Origin of the sequence: Pseudomonas sp. 3HC3 (assembly GCF_044904505.1) — a bacterium.
GTDB classification, from domain to species: Bacteria; Pseudomonadota; Gammaproteobacteria; order Pseudomonadales; family Pseudomonadaceae; genus Aquipseudomonas; species Aquipseudomonas putida_Y.
Map to the genome: position 1 here is coordinate 193,922 of NZ_JADDRH010000001.1, position 16,333 is coordinate 210,254.

Sequence of the window (16,333 nt, forward strand, 5' to 3'; positions counted from 1 at the left end):
AGTACTGGGGAATGCACCATCATGGTGGCCATCGATACCTTGGATGAGGACTGCCATGTTCAGTAAATCAATGCTTCTGCTGGCGCTTCCTGTGGCCATGGCGTTGCTTGCCGGTGCCGTGTTGCCGTTTCAGGCCGCAGGTAATGCTGCGGCAGGCCGGGCACTTGGGCACTGGCTGTGGGGGGCTTTCACATCGTTGACGGTAAGCATGCTGGTGGTAATCGCTGCCCTGCTGATTATTCGGGTGCCGGCGCCAGACATGGGAAAGGCCTTGCAGGGGCCCTGGTGGTTGTGGATTGGTGGCGTGCTGGGGGCAATGTATGTAGCCGGCGCCGCAGCACTCACCCCTAAACTTGGCGCAGCAGGGTTCCTGGTACTGGTGGTGGCAGGGCAGATCATCACGGCAGTGCTTGCCGACCACTACGGGGTGATGGGGTTGGGTGGCAAGCCGCTCAGTCTGGCCAGGGTGGCCGGCGTGGTGCTGATCCTGTGCGGAGTAATGCTGGTACAGGGCACTTGGGCGACGGCGTCACCGGCCCCTTCCACGGCAGCTGTGAAAGGGCAGGAAAACTGATCAGCGCCCTGGTTGGCTGCACGCCCATACGGTTTCGCGCAGCCAGCGGTGCCCGGGGTCACTGTCCTTGCGGTTGTGCCAGGCTTGCTGATAATCGAACGAGGGGATGGCCAGTGGCGGCGTGAACTGGCGCAGTGTCTTGTGCTGGCGCAACGACCCCACTGCGCGGCTGGCCACCGTCAGGATCAGGTCGGTGCCGGCCAGCACTTCGACTGCCGCACTCCAGTGCGGCAAGGCCAGGGCAATACGGCGTTGCAGGCCCCGGGCGGCCAGTGCGCGCTCGATTTCATCGAAAGCATCCGGGCGCATGGCCATCAATACATGTGGGCGTGCCAGCCAGTCTTCCAGGGCCATGCCGCCGCTGGCAGGCAGCACCTGGCGATCGGCAACGCTGATGAAGCGATCCGCAAAAAGGGGCTGGACGGTGATGTCCTGAGGCAGTTCGGGGAACAGGCCCAGGGCCAGATCCAGTTCGCCATCGAGCAACTGCGCCAACATGGTTTCACGGCTGGCCTGGCTGATGGCCAGGTCCACCCCGGGCGCGACTTGGCGCAGGTGGCGCAGCAAATGCGGCAGGATGATGCGCGAAGCGTAGTCGGACAGCGACAGCCGGAATCGGCGCTGGGCCCGGGCTGGGTCGAACAGCGGGGTGGCCAGCAGGCTGTCGAGATTGCTCAGTGCATCCTGTAGTGGTTGTGCCAGCGACTGGGCGCGTGCAGTGAGGGCCATGCGGCCGCCTTGGCGTACCAGCAAAGGGTCGTCGAAGTGTTTGCGCAACTGCGCCAAGGCGTGGCTGACCGCTGGTTGGCTGCGGTGCAGACGCAAGGCTGCACGGGTCACGTGCTTTTCGCTGAGCAGGGCGTGCAGCGCGAGCAGCAGGTTGAGGTCGATCTTGCGCAGTTCATCCATCGGGTGAATGGCCTTGGTCAATTCTGGCTGCTTGAATCAGCTTATCAGATGCTTGAGTGTTGCACGCGCTTACAAACTGCTGGCGATAGAGGCCGCTTCGCAGCACATGGACTCTACTAAATGACTTTATATTTGCTCAGTAATTTACTGATAAAAATAGAATTATCTTCTTGCGGTCGCATGCTGAACACACTGCTCAAAGTAAGTCCGCTTTATCGCTGCCGGCTTGAGCCGCGAGCGGCTGTTGTAGGTTTGTTCGGTAATGCCGAAGGCAGTCATGCGCATCCACGGTTTGGGAAACTTACGCACCTGAAGCTTCTTGCGTGTGGCGTACAGCGTTACCCCGGAAAGCTTGGCCTGCTGGGCCTCGGCGGCTATCTGCGCGCCCCAGCCGCAGGTGTGGCGATCGTTCTGGCTCAGTGCCCTGGCCTGGGCGCCGAAAGCGAGGGTGGCCAGCAGGCAGCCGGCCATCGTTGCTAGAATTACTCGCATGTTGCTGTCCTAAGCATCTGAAAGAAAACGGAGTTTGCCTTCGCTTTCCGGTGCTGTGGGCCAGCAATTTGCCGTCAGGTCACCGCCATGCGCAGAGGATTGGCCGCGGGCTTGTGCAGGCTCGTCCAGGCCAGGCTGGCAACCCAGGCTACCGACACGCCATAGTTGAGGCGTTGATACAGGCCGAACAGCTGGCCACTCTGCGCCGCCTGGCCCATCAACGCGACGGTGGTGATCGCCAGTACCACGCAAGCCAGCGAAAACAGCGCCAGAGCGGGGGAGCCGGCAATACGGTTGCCCAGCCATGCCCATAGGGCGCTGGCCAAGGTCAGCGAGAGGAACATCAGCAGGCCAAACAGGTTATGCAGTTGCTGCGAGGTAGATGGCTGTGCCGGTGCACAGCCCTGGTCGCAGGGGAACCAGCCGGTGCCCAAACTGCCCATGCCATGCAGCAACACCAGGCCCGCACTTAGCAGCGCCAGCTTCGAGCTGTGCCAGCGCCGCACCAGGCCCCAGGCGAACAGGGTAAACAGCAGGGCTAGAGGGTAGTTGTTGACCCGTGGCGACCAGCTGTGGGTGGGCGAGCCGGCCGCGCCAAGCTGGCTCATGGCCTGTTGCAGGTGGTCATAGCCAGGGTAGGCCTGGGCGGTGAGCCATACGCCCGCCAGCAGCCATAGGGGGATCAGCAGGCCACTGCCGAGCAAAAGGCGGTCGAGGGTTTTCATACTGCAGATTCCTTCCATGGATCAGTGAGCGTGAAGGCATACAGTACAGTCTCGCGCAGACCATGGGCCAGTGATTCTGCGCGTTTTTTCATGGGCCAGGGTCTACAAAGATGGGCAATAAATACCGCACCGGGTGTATGTGATCGTACAACCGCTTGCGCTATGATGAGCGCTGTCTTTCAAGGTGAAATACAGGGCAATGACAGAGCAGCAGGTACAGGCAAGGACCCGGCGCAAGCCGCGCAGTCTGGCCCAGGAACTGGTCACGGTGCTGACCGAACGCATTCGCAGCGGCCAGCTCAAGCGCGGCGACAAGCTACCGACCGAATCGCAGATCATGGCCGAAGAGGGCGTCAGCCGCACGGTGGTGCGTGAGGCGATTTCGCGGTTGCAGGCCGCCGGGCAGGTAGAGACCCGCCACGGCATCGGCACCTTCGTGCTGGATGCGCCGGCTACGGGCGGTTTCCGTATCGACCCGGCCACGGTGGTCACCCTGCGCGAGGTGCTGGCGGTGCTGGAGTTGCGTATTGCCCTGGAGATCGAGTCGGCCGGGCTGGCGGCCCAGCGGCGAAGCGACGAAGCCCTGGCCGGCATGCGGGCGGCGCTGGACGAACTCAACGAGGGGGCGGCCCACGCCACTGATGCGGTGTCAGCGGACTTCCAGTTCCACCTGCGCATTGCCCAGGCCAGCGGCAACCACTACTTCGCCGACATCATCAACCACCTGGGTACCAGCATCATACCGCGCACCCGGCTGAACTCGGCGCGCCTGGCCCATGATGACCAGGCGCATTACATGAGCCGCCTGATGCATGAGCACGAGGCGATCTATGAGGCGATTGCCCGGCGTGACAGCGAAGGGGCGAAGATGGCCATGCGCATGCACCTTAGCAACAGCCGCGAGCGCTTGCGCCAGGCGCATGAGGCGGCGGAAGCGCAAGGGACCTGAAGCCATTACAGTCAAAAGAAAAGCCCTGTCGTGCGCAGGGCTTTCCTGTTTCTGGCAACCAGTCAGATCGCCCCGTCACTCCACTGCCCGTTCACCAACCGCCGCAGCCCCAGCGGGTTGCCGTCGCGCAGTGCCTCAGGCAGCAGCGTCTGCGGATAGTTCTGATAGCACACCGGGCGCAGGAAGCGGTCGATGGCCAAAGTGCCGACCGAGGTGCCACGCGCATCGGAGGTAGCCGGGTACGGGCCGCCGTGCACCATGGCATCACAGACTTCGACACCGGTCGGGTAGCCATTGACCAGGATTCGCCCGACTTTCTCTTCCAGCAGCGGCACCAACCAGGCGAACGCATCGAAGTCGTCCGCCTCGCCGATCAGCGTCGCGGTCAGTTGGCCACGCAGGCCTAGCAGCGCGTCGCGCAACTGGTCGTTGTCTTGCACCTCTACAGCCACGGTGGTGGGACCAAACACTTCCTCCTGCAACAGCGGGTCGGACTCGACCAGCAGGCGTGCATCGGCCTTGAACAGCTGAGCGCGCGCCTGGTTGCCTTCCTGCGCCTGGCCGGCCACATGCTCGATACCGGCATGGGCATGCAGGTGTTCAAGGCCGCCAACGTAGCTGCGCAGGCCGCCAGCGTTGAGCATGGTTTGCCCGGCTTGCTGGTCCAGGTACTGGCCAAGGTCGGCGAGCAACTGGCTGTACTGTGGCGACTGCAAGCCAATCACCAGCCCAGGGTTGGTGCAGAACTGCCCGGCACCCATGCACACGGACCCCGCCAACTCGCGGGCAATGGCCTCGCCACGCTTGGCCAGGGCGCCCGGCAGGATGATGACCGGGTTGATGCTGGACATCTCGGCAAATACCGGGATTGGCTGCGGGCGCTCAGCGGCCATGCGGCAAAGGGCATCGCCGCCTCTCAGCGAGCCGGTGAAGCCAACCGCCTGGATGGCGGGGTGCTTGACCAGCCACTCGCCCACGCCGCCACCAAACACCATGTTGAACACGCCCTTGGGCATGCCGGTACGCTCAGCGGCGCGCACGATGGCGCAGCCGACCAGGTCGGCCGTGGCCATGTGGCCGCTGTGCGCCTTGAACACCACTGGGCAGCCTGCGGCCAGGGCGGCGGCGGTATCCCCCCCGGCGGTGGAGAAGGCCAGCGGGAAGTTGCTGGCACCGAACACCGCGACCGGGCCCACGCCGATGCGCATCTGGCGCAGGTCTACGCGTGGCAGCGGCTGGCGCTCGGGCAGTGCCAGGTCGATGCGCGCGCCGAGGAAGTCGCCACGGCGCAGCACCTGGGCGAACAGGCGCATCTGCCCGCTGGTGCGGCCGCGCTCGCCCTGGATACGGGCGGCGGGCAGGGCGGTTTCGCGGCAGACGATGGCGACGAAGGCGTCATCCAGTTCGTCGAGTTCAGCGGCGATAGCGTCGAGGAACTCGGCCCGACGTGCCGGGGCCAGTTGGCGGAACTCGGCGAAGGCAGCGGCAGCGGCCTTGGCGGCCTGGTCCACTTCGGCTTCGGTGGCCTGGGTAAAGCTGTAGGGCAGGGCTTCGCCAGTGCTGGCGTCCAGGCTCTGCAGGCGCTGAGGGCCAGCGGCACTGCGCTGACCGGCGATGAAATTATGGCCGAGGATTTCAGGCATGGGGTGCTCCTGTGGGCTTGAGGGTGGAGTGTGTGAATGCGTGGTCAGGGCTGCGGCATCAGGTAATGGGCGCCGGGTTGAACAGGGTGATGTCGTTGTGCAGCCGGTGTTGTTCGGCCCAGGTCTGCTTGCGGCCGCTGGCCACGTCCAGGTAGTAATGGAACAGCTCCCAACCCAGCTCCTCGATGGTCGAGCGACCACTGGCGATGCGACCGGCGTCGATGTCGATCAGGTCGGGCCAGCGTTGGGCCAGTTCGCTGCGGGTACACACCTTGACCACCGGTGCCATGGCCAGGCCATAAGGGGTGCCGCGGCCGGTAGTGAAGACGTGCAGGTTCATGCCAGCCGCCAGTTGCAAGGTGCCACAGACAAAGTCGCTGGCCGGGGTGGCGCAGAAAATCAGGCCTTTGCGGTTGACCCGCTCTCCTGGGCCGAGCACCCCCTGGATAGCGCCGCTGCCCGACTTGACGATCGAACCCAGCGATTTCTCGACGATGTTCGACAGCCCGCCTTTCTTGTTGCCCGGCGTGGTGTTGGCGCTGCGGTCGGCGGCGCCTTGCTGCAGGTAGCGGTCGTACCAGTCCATTTCGCGCACCAACGCGTCGGCAACGTCCTGGTTTTCTGCGCGCGAGGTCAGCATGTAGATCGCGTCGCGCACCTCGGTCACTTCAGAGAACAGCACGGTGGCGCCAGCACGGACCAGCAGGTCGGAGGCATAGCCCAGTGCCGGGTTGGCGGTGATGCCCGAGAAGGCGTCGCTGCCACCGCATTGCATGCCGAGGATCAGTTCGCTGGCCGGGACCGTTTCGCGGCGGCGCTGGTCCAGCTTCTTCAGGCGGGTTTCGGCCAGGTCCATGATCTGCTCGATCATTTCGACAAAGCCAAGGCTGGCATCTTGCAGGCGGTACAGCCATGGGTCGCTGAGGTCCACCGACGGGTCGTTGTCGTGCATCACTTGGCCGGCTTGCAGTTTTTCACAGCCCAGGCTGATCACCAGTGCCTCGCCGCCGAGGTTGGGGTTGCGCGCCAGGTTGCGCACGGTGCGGATCGGGATGTAAGCGTCGCGGGCATTGATTGCCACACCGCAGCCGTAGCTGTGGGTAATGGCCACCACGTCATCGACGTTGGGGTATTTGGGCAGCAGTTCGTTGCGAATGCGCTTGACCGCATGTTCCAGCACGCCGGTCACGCATTGCACGGTGGTGGTGATGCCGAGGATATTGCGGGTGCCGACAGTGCCGTCGGCATTGCGATAGCCCTCGAAGGTGAAGCCCTCCAGCGGCGGCAGCGGCTGTGGCACGGCGTCGCAGCGCGGCAGGCTGTCCAGTTCCGGGGCGGCCGGCATGGCCAACTGGCTTTCCTGTACCCAGCTGCCTTGGCGCAGGTCTTCCAGCGCGTAGCCGATGATTTGCCCGTAGCGGCGTACCGGCTCGCCCTTGGCGATGGCCACGGTGGCCACCTTGTGACTTTGCGGCACGTCTTCGACCAGGGTCAGGCCGTCGGCAAAGCGGGCGCCTTCGCCCAAGCCGCCGTCGTTGACGACCACCACGACGTTATCGTCGTCGTGCAGGCGGACGTAGCGGGGCGAGTCGGAATGTTCGATCAACTGCATGTTTGGGCCCTACTTGTCAGGTTCTCAGGCTTTTGTACATCCGCCCGCGCCGGGTGACCCGGCGCGGGCGTGTTCTTTCAGTGACGTGAGCTGGCCAGTTCGCCGTCGGTGGCAGGCTCAGCGTGTGGCTTTGGGGCGGCATCACGCAGCTCGATGCGCTTGATGGGGCCGACGATAACCAGGTAGCTGAATACCGCGACCAGCGCGTTGGCACCCACGTACACAAGCGCCCACTTGAACGAGCCGGTGGCGCTGATGATGTAGCCGATCACGATAGGGGTGGTGATCGAAGCGATGTTGCCGAAGGTGTTGAACAGGCCACCGGACAGCCCGGCGATCTGCTTGGGCGAAGTGTCCGCTACCACCGCCCAGCCCAGCGCACCGATGCCCTTGCCGAAGAACGCCAGCGTCATGAAGCCAACCACCATCCACTCGGCATCGACGTAGTTGCAGAACACCATGGTGGTGGACAGCAGCAGGCCACAGACGATCGGCAGTTTGCGCGAGAAGGTCAGCGAGTTGCCGCGGCGCAGCAGCCAGTCGGAGATCACGCCACCCAGTACGCCACCGATGAAACCACACACCGCTGGCAGCGAGGCGATGAAGCCGGCCTTGAGGATGGTCATGCCACGTTCCTGCACCAGGTACACCGGGAACCAGGTGAGGAAGAAGTAGGTGATGGCGTTGATGCAGTACTGGCCCAGGTAGACGCCCAGCAGCATGCGGCTGGTCAGCAACTGCTTGATGTAACCCCATTTCGGGCCGTCGCTGCCGCGCTTCTGGTCCATGTCGACCAGGCCGCCGTTCTGCTCGATGTGCTCGAGTTCGCTTGGGCTGATGCGCGGGTGTTGGCGCGGGTTGTAGATGGTCTTCAGCCACACCATCGAGAAGATGATGCCCAGCACACCCATGACCATGAACACGTGCTCCCAGCCGAAGCTGAACACGATCCAGCCCATGATCGGGGCGAACAGTGCAGTGGCGAAATACTGCGCCGAGTTGAAGATGGCCGACGCCGTGCCGCGTTCCTGGGTCGGGAACCATGCAGCGACGATGCGCGCGTTACCCGGGAATGACGGGGCTTCGGCGAAGCCCACCAGGAAGCGCAGGGTGAAGAGGGTGACCACGGCCCAGGCAACCGGAAGGCCACCGACAAAACCCTGCAGCAGGGTGAACAGCGACCAGGTGAAGATGCTGAAGGCGTAGACGTTCTTGGAACCGAAGCGATCGAGCAGCCAGCCACCAGGAATCTGGCCAGCCACGTAAGCCCATCCGAAGGCGGAAAAGATATAACCGAGGGTTACGGCGTCAATGCCGAGGTCTTTCTGCAGGCTGGAGCCTGCGATTGCAATGGTCGCGCGGTCGGCATAGTTGATCGTGGTCACCAGAAACAGCATGAACAGGATCAGGTAGCGCACATGCGTTTTCTTAGTCGCTTGCATGCTGGCAATACTCCCACTAGTTATTTTTGTGCGGGCTCACGAATTGTAACCGGAGTGGGGCAGGCCCACTCCGGGCGCGGCATGTGGCAGGCCGCGGGTAGCGCTTACTGCGGGCCCATCTTGTCCATCAGCGCGGCAAGCATCTCGTACTCTTCGGCGGTGAGGTCGGTCAGTGGGGTACGCACCGGGCCTGCGTCATAACCGGCAATTCTGGCGCCAGCCTTGACGATGCTCACGGCGTAGCCGGCCTTGCGGTTGCGGATGTCCAGGTACGGCAGGAAGAAATCGTCGATCAGCTTGGCCACGGTGGCGTGGTCGTCCCGAGCGATGGCGTTGTAGAAGTCCATGGCGGTTTTCGGCACGAAGTTGAACACCGCGGAGGAGTACACCGGTACGCCCAGGGCCTTGTAGGCGGCCGCATACACTTCGGCGGTCGGCAGGCCACCCAGGTAGCTGAAGCGCTCGCCCAGGCGACGACGGATCGACACCATCAGCTCGATATCACCCAGGCCGTCCTTGTAGCCGATCAGGTTCGGGCAGCGCTCGGCCAGTTTTTCCAGCAGGTCGGCGTTCAGGCGGCAGACGTTACGGTTGTACACCACCACACCGATGTTTACCGATTTGCACACCGCTTCGACGTGGGCGGCGACGCCGTCCTGGCTGGCTTCGGTCAGGTAGTGCGGCAACAACAGCAGGCCCTTGGCACCCAGGCGCTCGGCTTCTTGCGCGTATTCGATGGCCTGACGGGTGGAGCCGCCGACACCGGCGAGGATCGGTACCGAAGTGGCGCAGGTATCAACCGCGGTCTTGATCACCTGGCTGTATTCGCTGGCGGCCAGGGAGAAGAATTCACCGGTACCGCCGGCGGCGAACAGCGCGCTGGCGCCGTAGGGGGCCAGCCACTCAAGGCGCTTGATGTAGCCAGCGGGGCTGAAGTCGCCCTGGGCGTTGAAGTCGGTGACCGGGAAGGACAGCAGGCCGTGGGAGAGGATGGATTTGAGTTCTTGTGGAGTCATTGTTGTTGGCATCCTGGGGCGCTTGGGTGAAGGGTGTTGTCTTGCGTTTGAGGTAAGTTATCGTACAACCTATTCGATGACTAGTCCTTTTTCGGAATTTTGTGTTCTCGCCAGGGTGGCCGTCTGGATATGTGTGTTGTGGCGCAGATCGAGCGCCGCCCGCGCGGCGCTCGATTTCACAGGCGCAGCAGGTACGACGACAAACACATAGCAGTCATCGTATCTCTTGAGGGGAAGGAAAAAACGATCGCGGAGACAGGCACAAGCCCGCCGCCCGATTCCACGGGAAGTGTTCTGGGACCAGCAGAGGGTGACCGGGGAAACGGGGGCGGCCTTGCGCCGCCCCGCGATCAAAGCAGAGGAAACTGAAGGTCAGGCCGCGTGCTGACGCTTGGTTTGCGCCTTGCGCACCTGGGCCCGGCAAGCGTCGCCGAAAGCCTGGAAGATCTTTATCGAGTCAGGGTTCTTCGCCGCTTGCCATTCGGGGTGCCACTGCACGGCGAACAGGAACGGCGAAATGCTTGGCGCGTGAATCGCTTCGACCAGGCCGTCTTCGGCACGGGCGATGGCTTCAATACCGGCGCCGAGCTTGTGCAGGCCTTGGCCATGCAGCGAGTTGACGCGAATCTCGTCGGTACCCAGGGTTTCGTGCAGCCAACTGCCCGGCTGGATCTTCACCCCATGCACCTGGGCGTACTGCACTTCGACCGGGTCTTCCGGGTTTTCCCGGTGGTCATTGAACCCAGGTTCGGCATACACCTTCTGGTAAATGTCGCCACCCAGGGCCACGTTGATTTCCTGCATGCCACGGCAGATGCCGAAGATGGGCAGGCCACGCTTGATCGCTGCCTTCACCAGCGGAATGTCGAACAGGTCGCGGTTCTGGTCCTGGCCTTTGCCTGGGGTCTGGTTTTCCTGGCCATACAGGGCTGGGTCGATGTTGCTGCCAGCGCCAGTCAGGTACACGCCGTCGGCCATGTCCAGGTAGGTCTCGAGGTCTTCAGTGCCGAAGCAGGTGGGCACCAACACTGGGACGCAATCGGAGAACTCGACCAGCGGGCTAATGTATTTGTGGGTCATGACCTGGTAGTCATGGCCTTTGCGCTCTTGGGTGCCCATGGTCATCAGGACGACAGGTTTGCGCAGGGAAGGTTGCTTGTTGCCAATGTTGCTGTTGGACATATGTCACCTTGGGACAGGTTCGACCTGTCGTTGTTGTGCAGGCGCACGGCGCGGGGCCCTGAGTGCTGCCTGTGGCCCCGAGCACTGCCGGCTCGTCAGAGGCGACGATTCCGGTCGGGGCTTGTAGATAGCTTGCCAGAGCCGTTCGATATGTCAAACGACGGAAGAGGGCTTTAACGCGGGGAATACGCCGTTTTTTGGGGGCTGAAACCGATGCGGGCCTGTGGCGGCGTGGGTTTGGCAGGGGCTGCGGTCAATAATATTTAACGATGCAGTTGGCTCATTGCAGCGGTGCAATGAATAGGTAACTTGAAGTCACCTCGGTCCTTGTGGGAGTAACTGCCTTGCTCAACGTCTAAAAGCTGGCGCGATCCCTGTGGGAGCGGGCTTGCCCGCGAACACGGGCGAAGCCCGTGCCATCCACGGCGGTGTCTTCTTCGCGGATAAACCCGCTCCCACAGGCTTTCAATCAATGCAGTATCTGCGCCAGGAACCCCTTGGCCCGCTCGGTGCGCGGCTGGTTGAAGAACACCTGCGGCGGGCTGTCCTCGATGATCTGCCCCCCCTCAAGGAACAGCACCCGTTCGGCTACCTGCCGGGCAAAGCCCATCTCATGGGTGACGCACAGCATGGTCATGCCCGTGCCAGCCAATTGCACCAGCACATCCAGCACTTCAGCGACCATTTCCGGGTCAAGCGCCGAAGTGGGCTCGTCGAACAGCATGATCCGCGGCTTCATGCATAGCGCCCGGGCGATTGCCACGCGCTGCTGCTGGCCGCCGGACAGCTGGCTGGGGTATTTGTGCGCCTGGCTTTCGATGCCGACTTTGCTCAGGTACATGCGTGCCCGCTCCTCGGCGTCCTTGCGTGACAGCCCGCGCACGCTGGTGGGGGCCAGCAGGCAATTGTCGAGCACGCTCATGTGCGGGAACAGGTTGAAGTGCTGGAACACCATGCCGATGTCGCTGCGTACCTGTGCCGCCTCGCGCGTGGTGGCCGCCAGGTCGATGCCGTCCACCTGGATGCTGCCCTGCTGGGCGACTTCCAGGCGGTTGATGCAACGGATCAGGGTCGACTTGCCCGAGCCGGACGGCCCGCACAGCACGATGCGTTCGCCTTCGCGCACCTGCAGGTCGATGTCGCGCAGTACGTGGAACGCGCCATAGTGCTTGTTCAGGCCTTCGATGCGGATCAGCACCGGACGCGGGTCGGGTTCGGGGGCAAGGGTGGCAAGGCTCAGTGGTGCGGTCATCTTGTTGTTCTCCCGCGTGGGTTCAGTCGAAACGGGTCGCGCTGTAAGGCGCGGGGTCGGTGAAGGGGGGCTCGCCAGTGAGCAGCTCGGCCAGCAGCCGGCCGCAGACTGGGCCCAGCGTGAGGCCGTGATGGGCATGGCCGAAGTTGAACCACAGCCCTGGGTGGCGCGGCGCCGGCCCGATCACCGGGCGCATGTCGGGCAGGCAGGGGCGGCGGCCCAGCCAAGGCGTGTCGTCCAGGCGCTCGCCGAGGGCCGGGAACAGCTTGCGCGCCAAGGCCTCGCAGCGGCCCAGTTGAATCTGGTTGCCGGGCGCACTGGCTGCGTCGAACTCGATGCCGGTGGTCAGGCGCACACCGCGCGCCATCGGCGCCAGAACATAGCCGCCTTGCGTGTCGCAGATCGAGTGCTCCAGCTGAGCGCCGTCACGGGTGCTGTAGTGCATGTGGTAGCCCCGCTTGATTGCCAGCGGGATCTGGTAACCCAGGCCGCTGAACAGGTCGGCCGACTGTGGACCGAGGCAGGCCACCACTTCGTCGGCAGTGATCGGGCCGCGACGGCTCTCTACCCGCCATTGGCCATTGGCCTGGCGCAGGCTGCGCGCATCGCCATGCACAAACTGCCCGCCGCGTTGCAGGAACAGCGCCGCATAGCCACGGGTGAGCGCGCCGGGGTTGTTCACGGTTTTCGGGTCGAGCCAGTGGATGCCACCGACCACGGTGGCGTCCAGCTGGTGTTCACGAGCCTGCAGTTGCCCGCATTCGAGGATTTCGAATTGCAAGCCGTAGCGGCTCAGGCCCTTGGCATCGGTTTTTGCCTGCTCGAACAGCGCTGGGTCGCGGAACACTTCGATCCAGCCTTTGGCTTGCACCAGACCTTCCAGGCCGGCAGCAGCGATCAGCGCGTCATGCTCTTCGACACAGCGCTGCACCAGCGGCAACATATCGGCGGCGGCCCCAGCCAGACGCCCGGGTGCCGACTGGCGCCAGTAGCGCCACAGCCACGGTGCGGCCTTGGGCAGGTGCGCCAGGCTGTAGCGCACATCGGGCTGGCGGTTCAGGCCGTAGCGCAGCAGTGCGCTCAATTGCCGTGGAAAGGCATAGGGGATGACACTGGAGCGCTCGATCAGCCCGGCGTTGCCATGGCTGGTGCCGCTGCCCGGTTCGTCGCGGTCGATCAGAATTACCTGGCGCCCGCGTGCCTGCAGGTGCAGCGCGGTGCTGACGCCGACGATGCCGGCGCCAAGGACAAGGGTCTGGCAATGCATGAAACGTATCCTTCGGTCAGTTCAGGTGGCGGCCCAGGCGGCCTTCCAGGTGTTTCAACAGGCGCCGCACCAGTTCGACGATCACCAGGTAGAGCACGGCGGCCCACAGGTAGATCTGGAAGTCGAAACTGCGCGAGAAGGCCAGTTTGGTCACGCCCATCAGGTCGTAGATAGTCACCAGCGAGGCGATCGCGCTGGCCTTGATCATCAGGATCAGTTCGTTGCCCAGCGGGCCAATGGCCACCAGCAGCGACTGCGGCAATATCACCTTGAAGAAGGTGGTCGAGCGTTTCAGGTTCAGCGCCCGAGCCGCTTCATGCTGGCCAGGCGCAACCGCCATCAGGCTGCCGCGGAAAATCTCAGCCTGATAGGCGGCGGTGTTCAAGGTGAACGCCAGCAAGGTGCAGAACCACGCTTCGCGGAAGAACCACCACAGGCCGACGTCCTGCCAGAAGCCCTTGAGCGAACCCAGGCCGTAATACAGCAGGAACAATTGCGCCAGCAGCGGCGAGCCGCGGAAGAAGTACACGTAGCCGGCAGCCATGCGCTGCAGCAACAGGCTGCGAGACATGCGTGCAAGGGCCAGCAGAAGGCCGAGCACAGCGCCCAGGCTGAAGGAAATTGCCACCAGCTTGGCGGTTACCAGCAGGCCGTCGATGAAGCGTGGGCCGTAGCGCTCCAGCAGGTCGGGGTCGAGCACCATTGCCAGCAGTTGATCGAAGCTCATGCGCGTGCTCCTTGCAGGTGGCGGTTGCTGCGCCGTTCGATGTAGGCGAATACGCGCCCGGACAGTGCCGCGAACAGCAGGTAGCCCAGGCAGGCGACGCCGTAGAAGAACATCGGCTCCTTGGTTACGCTGACCGCCAGGTTGGTCTGGCGCATCAGGTCGACCAGCGAGATGGTCGACACCAGCGAGGTGTCCTTGAGCAGCGACAGCCAGTTGTTGGACAAGCCGGGCAGGGCGATGCGGGTCAGTTGCGGCAGCAGCACCTTGAAGAAACCGGTGCGCTTGCTCAGGCCAAGCGCCGAGCAGGCTTCCAGTTGGCCCTTGGGCAGGGTCTTGAAGGCGGCCAGCCAGATCTCGCTGGAAAACGCGGCGAACACCAGGCTGAAGGCGATCATCGCGGCGAGGAAGGTGTTGATGATGAACTCACCTTGATAACCCATGGCGGCGAGGATCTTCTGCGCGGCGATCTGGCAGCCGTAATAGATGATCAGCAGCGTCAGCAGCTCGGGCAGGCCGCGGAACACGGTAGAAAAGGTGGTGGCCCAGGCCCGTGGCAGGCGTTTGCGTGAGCGCGCCGCCAGCGCGACCACCAGGCCCAGTGGCAGGCCAATGGGCAGGCAGGCCAGGGCCAGGGAAACGGTAACCAGCGCGCCGGCCAGCAACGCTTGGCCCCAGCCTCCGCTGGCGAAAGACAGCAAGGACAATTGATCGAGCATGACGAACCTCTTGGGCAGGTTATGCGGCCTTGTGGGAGCGGCCTTGCGTCGCGAAAGGGCTGCGTAGCGGCCCCAGGGTTTATGCAACTGCAGAGATTATCGGGGCCGCTACGCGGCCCTATCGCGACGCAAGGCCGCTCCCACAGGGCGTTTGCACAACTTCCTGAAGATCAGTTGTAGATATCGAAAGCAAAGTACTTGCTGGCGATCTTCTGATAGGTACCGTTGGCCACGATCTGCTGTAGCGCGGTATTCAGGCGCTGGCGCAGGGCTTCGTCGTCCTTGCGCACAGCGATGGCGGCATCGGCTTTGGTGTCGGCCACGTCGCCAAGGATCTTGCAGCAATCCCCACCGTTCTTGTTCATCCACTCGTGCAGCGGGAATTTGTCGGCAATCACGCCGTCCAGGCGGCCGGCCGCCAGGTCTGCGTTGGCTTCGTCCATGGTCGGGTACAGTTTTACGTCGGCACCGGCCTTGCCATACACGTCTTCGGCGTAGATGGCCTGGGTGGACGAAGACTGCGCACCGACGGTGTAGCCGACAAAGTCGGTCTGGGCGCTGTCGATCTTGCTGTCCTTGGCAACCGCCACGGTCAGTGGCGTGCGGTAGTAGTGGTCGGTGAAGGCGATCTTCTTGCGTCGCTCTTCGGTGTCGATCATCGACGCCACGACCGCGTCATACTTGCGCGCCATCAGGGCGGGGATGATGCCTTCCCAGTCCTGGGCCACCAGCGTGCATTCGACTTTCATCTGCTCGCACAGGGCGTGGGTGATGTCGATATCGAAGCCATGCAGCTTGTTATCGGCGTCTACATAGTTGAAGGGCGGGTAGGCACCCTCGGTGGCGAACCGCAGGGTTTCAGCGCTGGCGGCACCCGCCAGCAGCAGGGCGCACGCACCCACCAAGGCCATGGACTTGTTCATCTCTGCACCTCATTGCACTCTTGCTATTGTTGTTTGCCCGTCGACCACGAGGTGTAGCCGACGAATTCGTTATGTAGAGCGGCAGTTGCTTCCAAGCGTTTTTCAACATCTGGCCCGAGCTTCTTGCAGACCTCGTTGACCATCAGATGCACCCACGACAGCATCGTCGAGGTGGATTCCCAGAACAGGTTGAACTCGGTGGGGATGCGGAACACCTCGTCGGCATTGGCATCTGCCCAGTCACAGAAGGTGTCGGTCACCAAGGTGACCGCGATGCCAGCCTCGCGCGCCTTCTGGCACAGCATCAGGGCATGGCGGGAATAACGGCGCGCCTCGAACACCACCAGGGTGCTGTCTTCGGCACGGCCCAGCAGCACTTCGCCGAAGTGCCCGGCGCTGATGTCGACCAGTTGCACGCCATCGCGCAGGTATTGCAGCAGGTGGCTCATGCACATGGCGATGCCACGCTCGGTCTGGAAACCGGCGATGAACACCCGCGGTTTGCTTGCCAGGCGTTGCGCCACGTTGTGCCAGGCCGGGCTCTGACGGTACTCGTGTACGCGCACCAGGGCGGCGATTTCCAGTTCCAGGCTGCCGGCGTTGTCGCTGGCGTCCTGGTTCTGGCGGTAATCTTGCAGGCGATCACCTACCAGCCACGGGCCATCGCCCAGATCGTTCTGCAGGTCTTGCTTAAGCGCCTTGAGGTGGGCATAACCCAGTGAGCGACAGTAGCGCCCGACGCTGGATTCGCTGACGCCCAGCTTGGCGGCAATGCTGGCCGAGGTCTGGAACGGCAGTTCGTGCAGGTTGGCAAGCATGTAGGTGGCGATCTTGCGACCCGAGGCAGCGGCCCCTTCGAGGCTGTTTTCCAGGCGTTGCTTGATCAGTTGGCTCATGCTGCGGC

General features: G+C 63.4%; 16 protein-coding genes. 2 read left to right on the forward strand and 14 right to left on the reverse strand.

Annotated features, from left to right (window positions below; genetic code table 11):
- Nucleotides 1-55 precede the first annotated feature (55 nt).
- On the forward strand, nucleotides 56-574 hold the full coding sequence (locus INQ47_RS01125; protein ID WP_404700835.1) for a DMT family transporter: 519 nt from the start codon (nucleotides 56-58) through the stop codon (nucleotides 572-574).
- Here INQ47_RS01125 and INQ47_RS01130 read toward each other — a convergent pair whose 3' ends face one another.
- From INQ47_RS01130 to INQ47_RS01140, 3 genes are all read right to left on the reverse strand, one after another.
- On the reverse strand, nucleotides 575-1,483 hold the full coding sequence (locus tag INQ47_RS01130; RefSeq protein WP_252459217.1) for a LysR family transcriptional regulator: 909 nt from the start codon (nucleotides 1,481-1,483) through the stop codon (nucleotides 575-577). It lies immediately after the preceding gene.
- 162 nt (nucleotides 1,484-1,645) lie between these two features.
- Nucleotides 1,646-1,975 carry a hypothetical protein gene (locus INQ47_RS01135; protein ID WP_404700836.1) on the reverse strand — a complete coding sequence of 110 codons (330 nt, stop codon included), beginning with the start codon at nucleotides 1,973-1,975 and terminating at the stop codon, nucleotides 1,646-1,648.
- Nucleotides 1,976-2,049: 74 nt separating this feature from the next.
- Entirely contained in the window at nucleotides 2,050-2,700 is a 651-nt protein-coding gene (locus tag INQ47_RS01140; protein ID WP_404700837.1) for a DUF998 domain-containing protein, read from the reverse strand.
- A gap of 199 nt (nucleotides 2,701-2,899) precedes the next feature.
- On the opposite strand from INQ47_RS01140, the gene INQ47_RS01145 reads away from it, so the two are divergent.
- The gene (locus INQ47_RS01145) at nucleotides 2,900-3,649 is read left to right on the forward strand and encodes a FadR/GntR family transcriptional regulator (RefSeq protein ID WP_003247694.1); all 750 of its coding nucleotides are present in this window, start codon (nucleotides 2,900-2,902) and stop codon (nucleotides 3,647-3,649) included.
- 62 nt (nucleotides 3,650-3,711) lie between these two features.
- On the opposite strand, the gene INQ47_RS01150 is transcribed toward INQ47_RS01145, so the two are convergent.
- From INQ47_RS01150 to INQ47_RS01200, 11 genes are all read right to left on the reverse strand, one after another.
- Entirely contained in the window at nucleotides 3,712-5,292 is a 1,581-nt protein-coding gene (locus tag INQ47_RS01150; RefSeq protein WP_404700838.1) for an aldehyde dehydrogenase (NADP(+)), read from the reverse strand.
- A gap of 58 nt (nucleotides 5,293-5,350) precedes the next feature.
- Nucleotides 5,351-6,904, reverse strand: coding sequence for a galactarate dehydratase (garD, locus tag INQ47_RS01155; RefSeq protein WP_404700839.1), 1,554 nt, complete (start codon nucleotides 6,902-6,904; stop codon nucleotides 5,351-5,353).
- Nucleotides 6,905-6,981: 77 nt separating this feature from the next.
- Nucleotides 6,982-8,346 (reverse strand): MFS transporter, encoded by a 1,365-nt coding sequence (locus INQ47_RS01160; protein ID WP_404700840.1) that lies wholly within the window; start codon nucleotides 8,344-8,346, stop codon nucleotides 6,982-6,984.
- Between the two features lie 104 nt (nucleotides 8,347-8,450).
- Nucleotides 8,451-9,362, reverse strand: coding sequence for a 5-dehydro-4-deoxyglucarate dehydratase (kdgD, locus tag INQ47_RS01165; protein ID WP_209965387.1), 912 nt, complete (start codon nucleotides 9,360-9,362; stop codon nucleotides 8,451-8,453).
- A 372-nt stretch (nucleotides 9,363-9,734) separates the two neighbouring features.
- Nucleotides 9,735-10,544 carry a gamma-glutamyl-gamma-aminobutyrate hydrolase family protein gene (locus INQ47_RS01170; protein ID WP_404700841.1) on the reverse strand — a complete coding sequence of 270 codons (810 nt, stop codon included), beginning with the start codon at nucleotides 10,542-10,544 and terminating at the stop codon, nucleotides 9,735-9,737.
- Between the two features lie 469 nt (nucleotides 10,545-11,013).
- Nucleotides 11,014-11,796: an amino acid ABC transporter ATP-binding protein gene (locus INQ47_RS01175; protein ID WP_289711624.1), complete on the reverse strand. Its 783-nt coding sequence runs from the start codon at nucleotides 11,794-11,796 to the stop codon at nucleotides 11,014-11,016.
- Nucleotides 11,797-11,818: 22 nt separating this feature from the next.
- Nucleotides 11,819-13,063 carry an FAD-dependent oxidoreductase gene (locus INQ47_RS01180; RefSeq protein ID WP_404700842.1) on the reverse strand — a complete coding sequence of 415 codons (1,245 nt, stop codon included), beginning with the start codon at nucleotides 13,061-13,063 and terminating at the stop codon, nucleotides 11,819-11,821.
- A gap of 16 nt (nucleotides 13,064-13,079) precedes the next feature.
- Complete coding sequence (locus INQ47_RS01185; protein WP_339444160.1) at nucleotides 13,080-13,790, reverse strand: ABC transporter permease subunit; 711 nt, start codon at nucleotides 13,788-13,790, stop codon at nucleotides 13,080-13,082.
- Nucleotides 13,787-14,506: an ABC transporter permease gene (locus INQ47_RS01190; RefSeq protein WP_021781693.1), complete on the reverse strand. Its 720-nt coding sequence runs from the start codon at nucleotides 14,504-14,506 to the stop codon at nucleotides 13,787-13,789. Before INQ47_RS01190 ends, INQ47_RS01185 begins: the two co-directional genes overlap by 4 nt.
- 170 nt (nucleotides 14,507-14,676) lie before the next feature.
- On the reverse strand, nucleotides 14,677-15,429 hold the full coding sequence (locus INQ47_RS01195; protein WP_021781692.1) for a transporter substrate-binding domain-containing protein: 753 nt from the start codon (nucleotides 15,427-15,429) through the stop codon (nucleotides 14,677-14,679).
- Nucleotides 15,430-15,452: 23 nt separating this feature from the next.
- The gene (locus INQ47_RS01200; protein WP_252459205.1) at nucleotides 15,453-16,325 is read right to left on the reverse strand and encodes a MurR/RpiR family transcriptional regulator; all 873 of its coding nucleotides are present in this window, start codon (nucleotides 16,323-16,325) and stop codon (nucleotides 15,453-15,455) included.
- Between the last annotated feature and the right edge of the window lie 8 nt (nucleotides 16,326-16,333).

Coding starts and splice junctions, on each gene's coding strand:
- INQ47_RS01145 (WP_003247694.1), top strand. CDS start 2,900: ATGACAGAGCAGCAGGTACAGGCAAGGACCCGGCGCAAGCCGCGCAGT.
- INQ47_RS01140 (WP_404700837.1), bottom strand. CDS start 2,700: ATGAAAACCCTCGACCGCCTTTTGCTCGGCAGTGGCCTGCTGATCCCC.
- garD (WP_404700839.1), bottom strand. CDS start 6,904: ATGCAGTTGATCGAACATTCCGACTCGCCCCGCTACGTCCGCCTGCAC.
- INQ47_RS01160 (WP_404700840.1), bottom strand. CDS start 8,346: ATGCAAGCGACTAAGAAAACGCATGTGCGCTACCTGATCCTGTTCATG.
- INQ47_RS01170 (WP_404700841.1), bottom strand. CDS start 10,544: ATGTCCAACAGCAACATTGGCAACAAGCAACCTTCCCTGCGCAAACCT.
- INQ47_RS01190 (WP_021781693.1), bottom strand. CDS start 14,506: ATGCTCGATCAATTGTCCTTGCTGTCTTTCGCCAGCGGAGGCTGGGGC.
- INQ47_RS01135 (WP_404700836.1), bottom strand. CDS start 1,975: ATGCGAGTAATTCTAGCAACGATGGCCGGCTGCCTGCTGGCCACCCTC.
- INQ47_RS01130 (WP_252459217.1), bottom strand. CDS start 1,483: ATGGATGAACTGCGCAAGATCGACCTCAACCTGCTGCTCGCGCTGCAC.
- INQ47_RS01175 (WP_289711624.1), bottom strand. CDS start 11,796: ATGACCGCACCACTGAGCCTTGCCACCCTTGCCCCCGAACCCGACCCG.
- kdgD (WP_209965387.1), bottom strand. CDS start 9,362: ATGACTCCACAAGAACTCAAATCCATCCTCTCCCACGGCCTGCTGTCC.
- INQ47_RS01180 (WP_404700842.1), bottom strand. CDS start 13,063: ATGCATTGCCAGACCCTTGTCCTTGGCGCCGGCATCGTCGGCGTCAGC.
- INQ47_RS01185 (WP_339444160.1), bottom strand. CDS start 13,790: ATGAGCTTCGATCAACTGCTGGCAATGGTGCTCGACCCCGACCTGCTG.
- INQ47_RS01125 (WP_404700835.1), top strand. CDS start 56: ATGTTCAGTAAATCAATGCTTCTGCTGGCGCTTCCTGTGGCCATGGCG.
- INQ47_RS01200 (WP_252459205.1), bottom strand. CDS start 16,325: ATGAGCCAACTGATCAAGCAACGCCTGGAAAACAGCCTCGAAGGGGCC.
- INQ47_RS01150 (WP_404700838.1), bottom strand. CDS start 5,292: ATGCCTGAAATCCTCGGCCATAATTTCATCGCCGGTCAGCGCAGTGCC.
- INQ47_RS01195 (WP_021781692.1), bottom strand. CDS start 15,429: ATGAACAAGTCCATGGCCTTGGTGGGTGCGTGCGCCCTGCTGCTGGCG.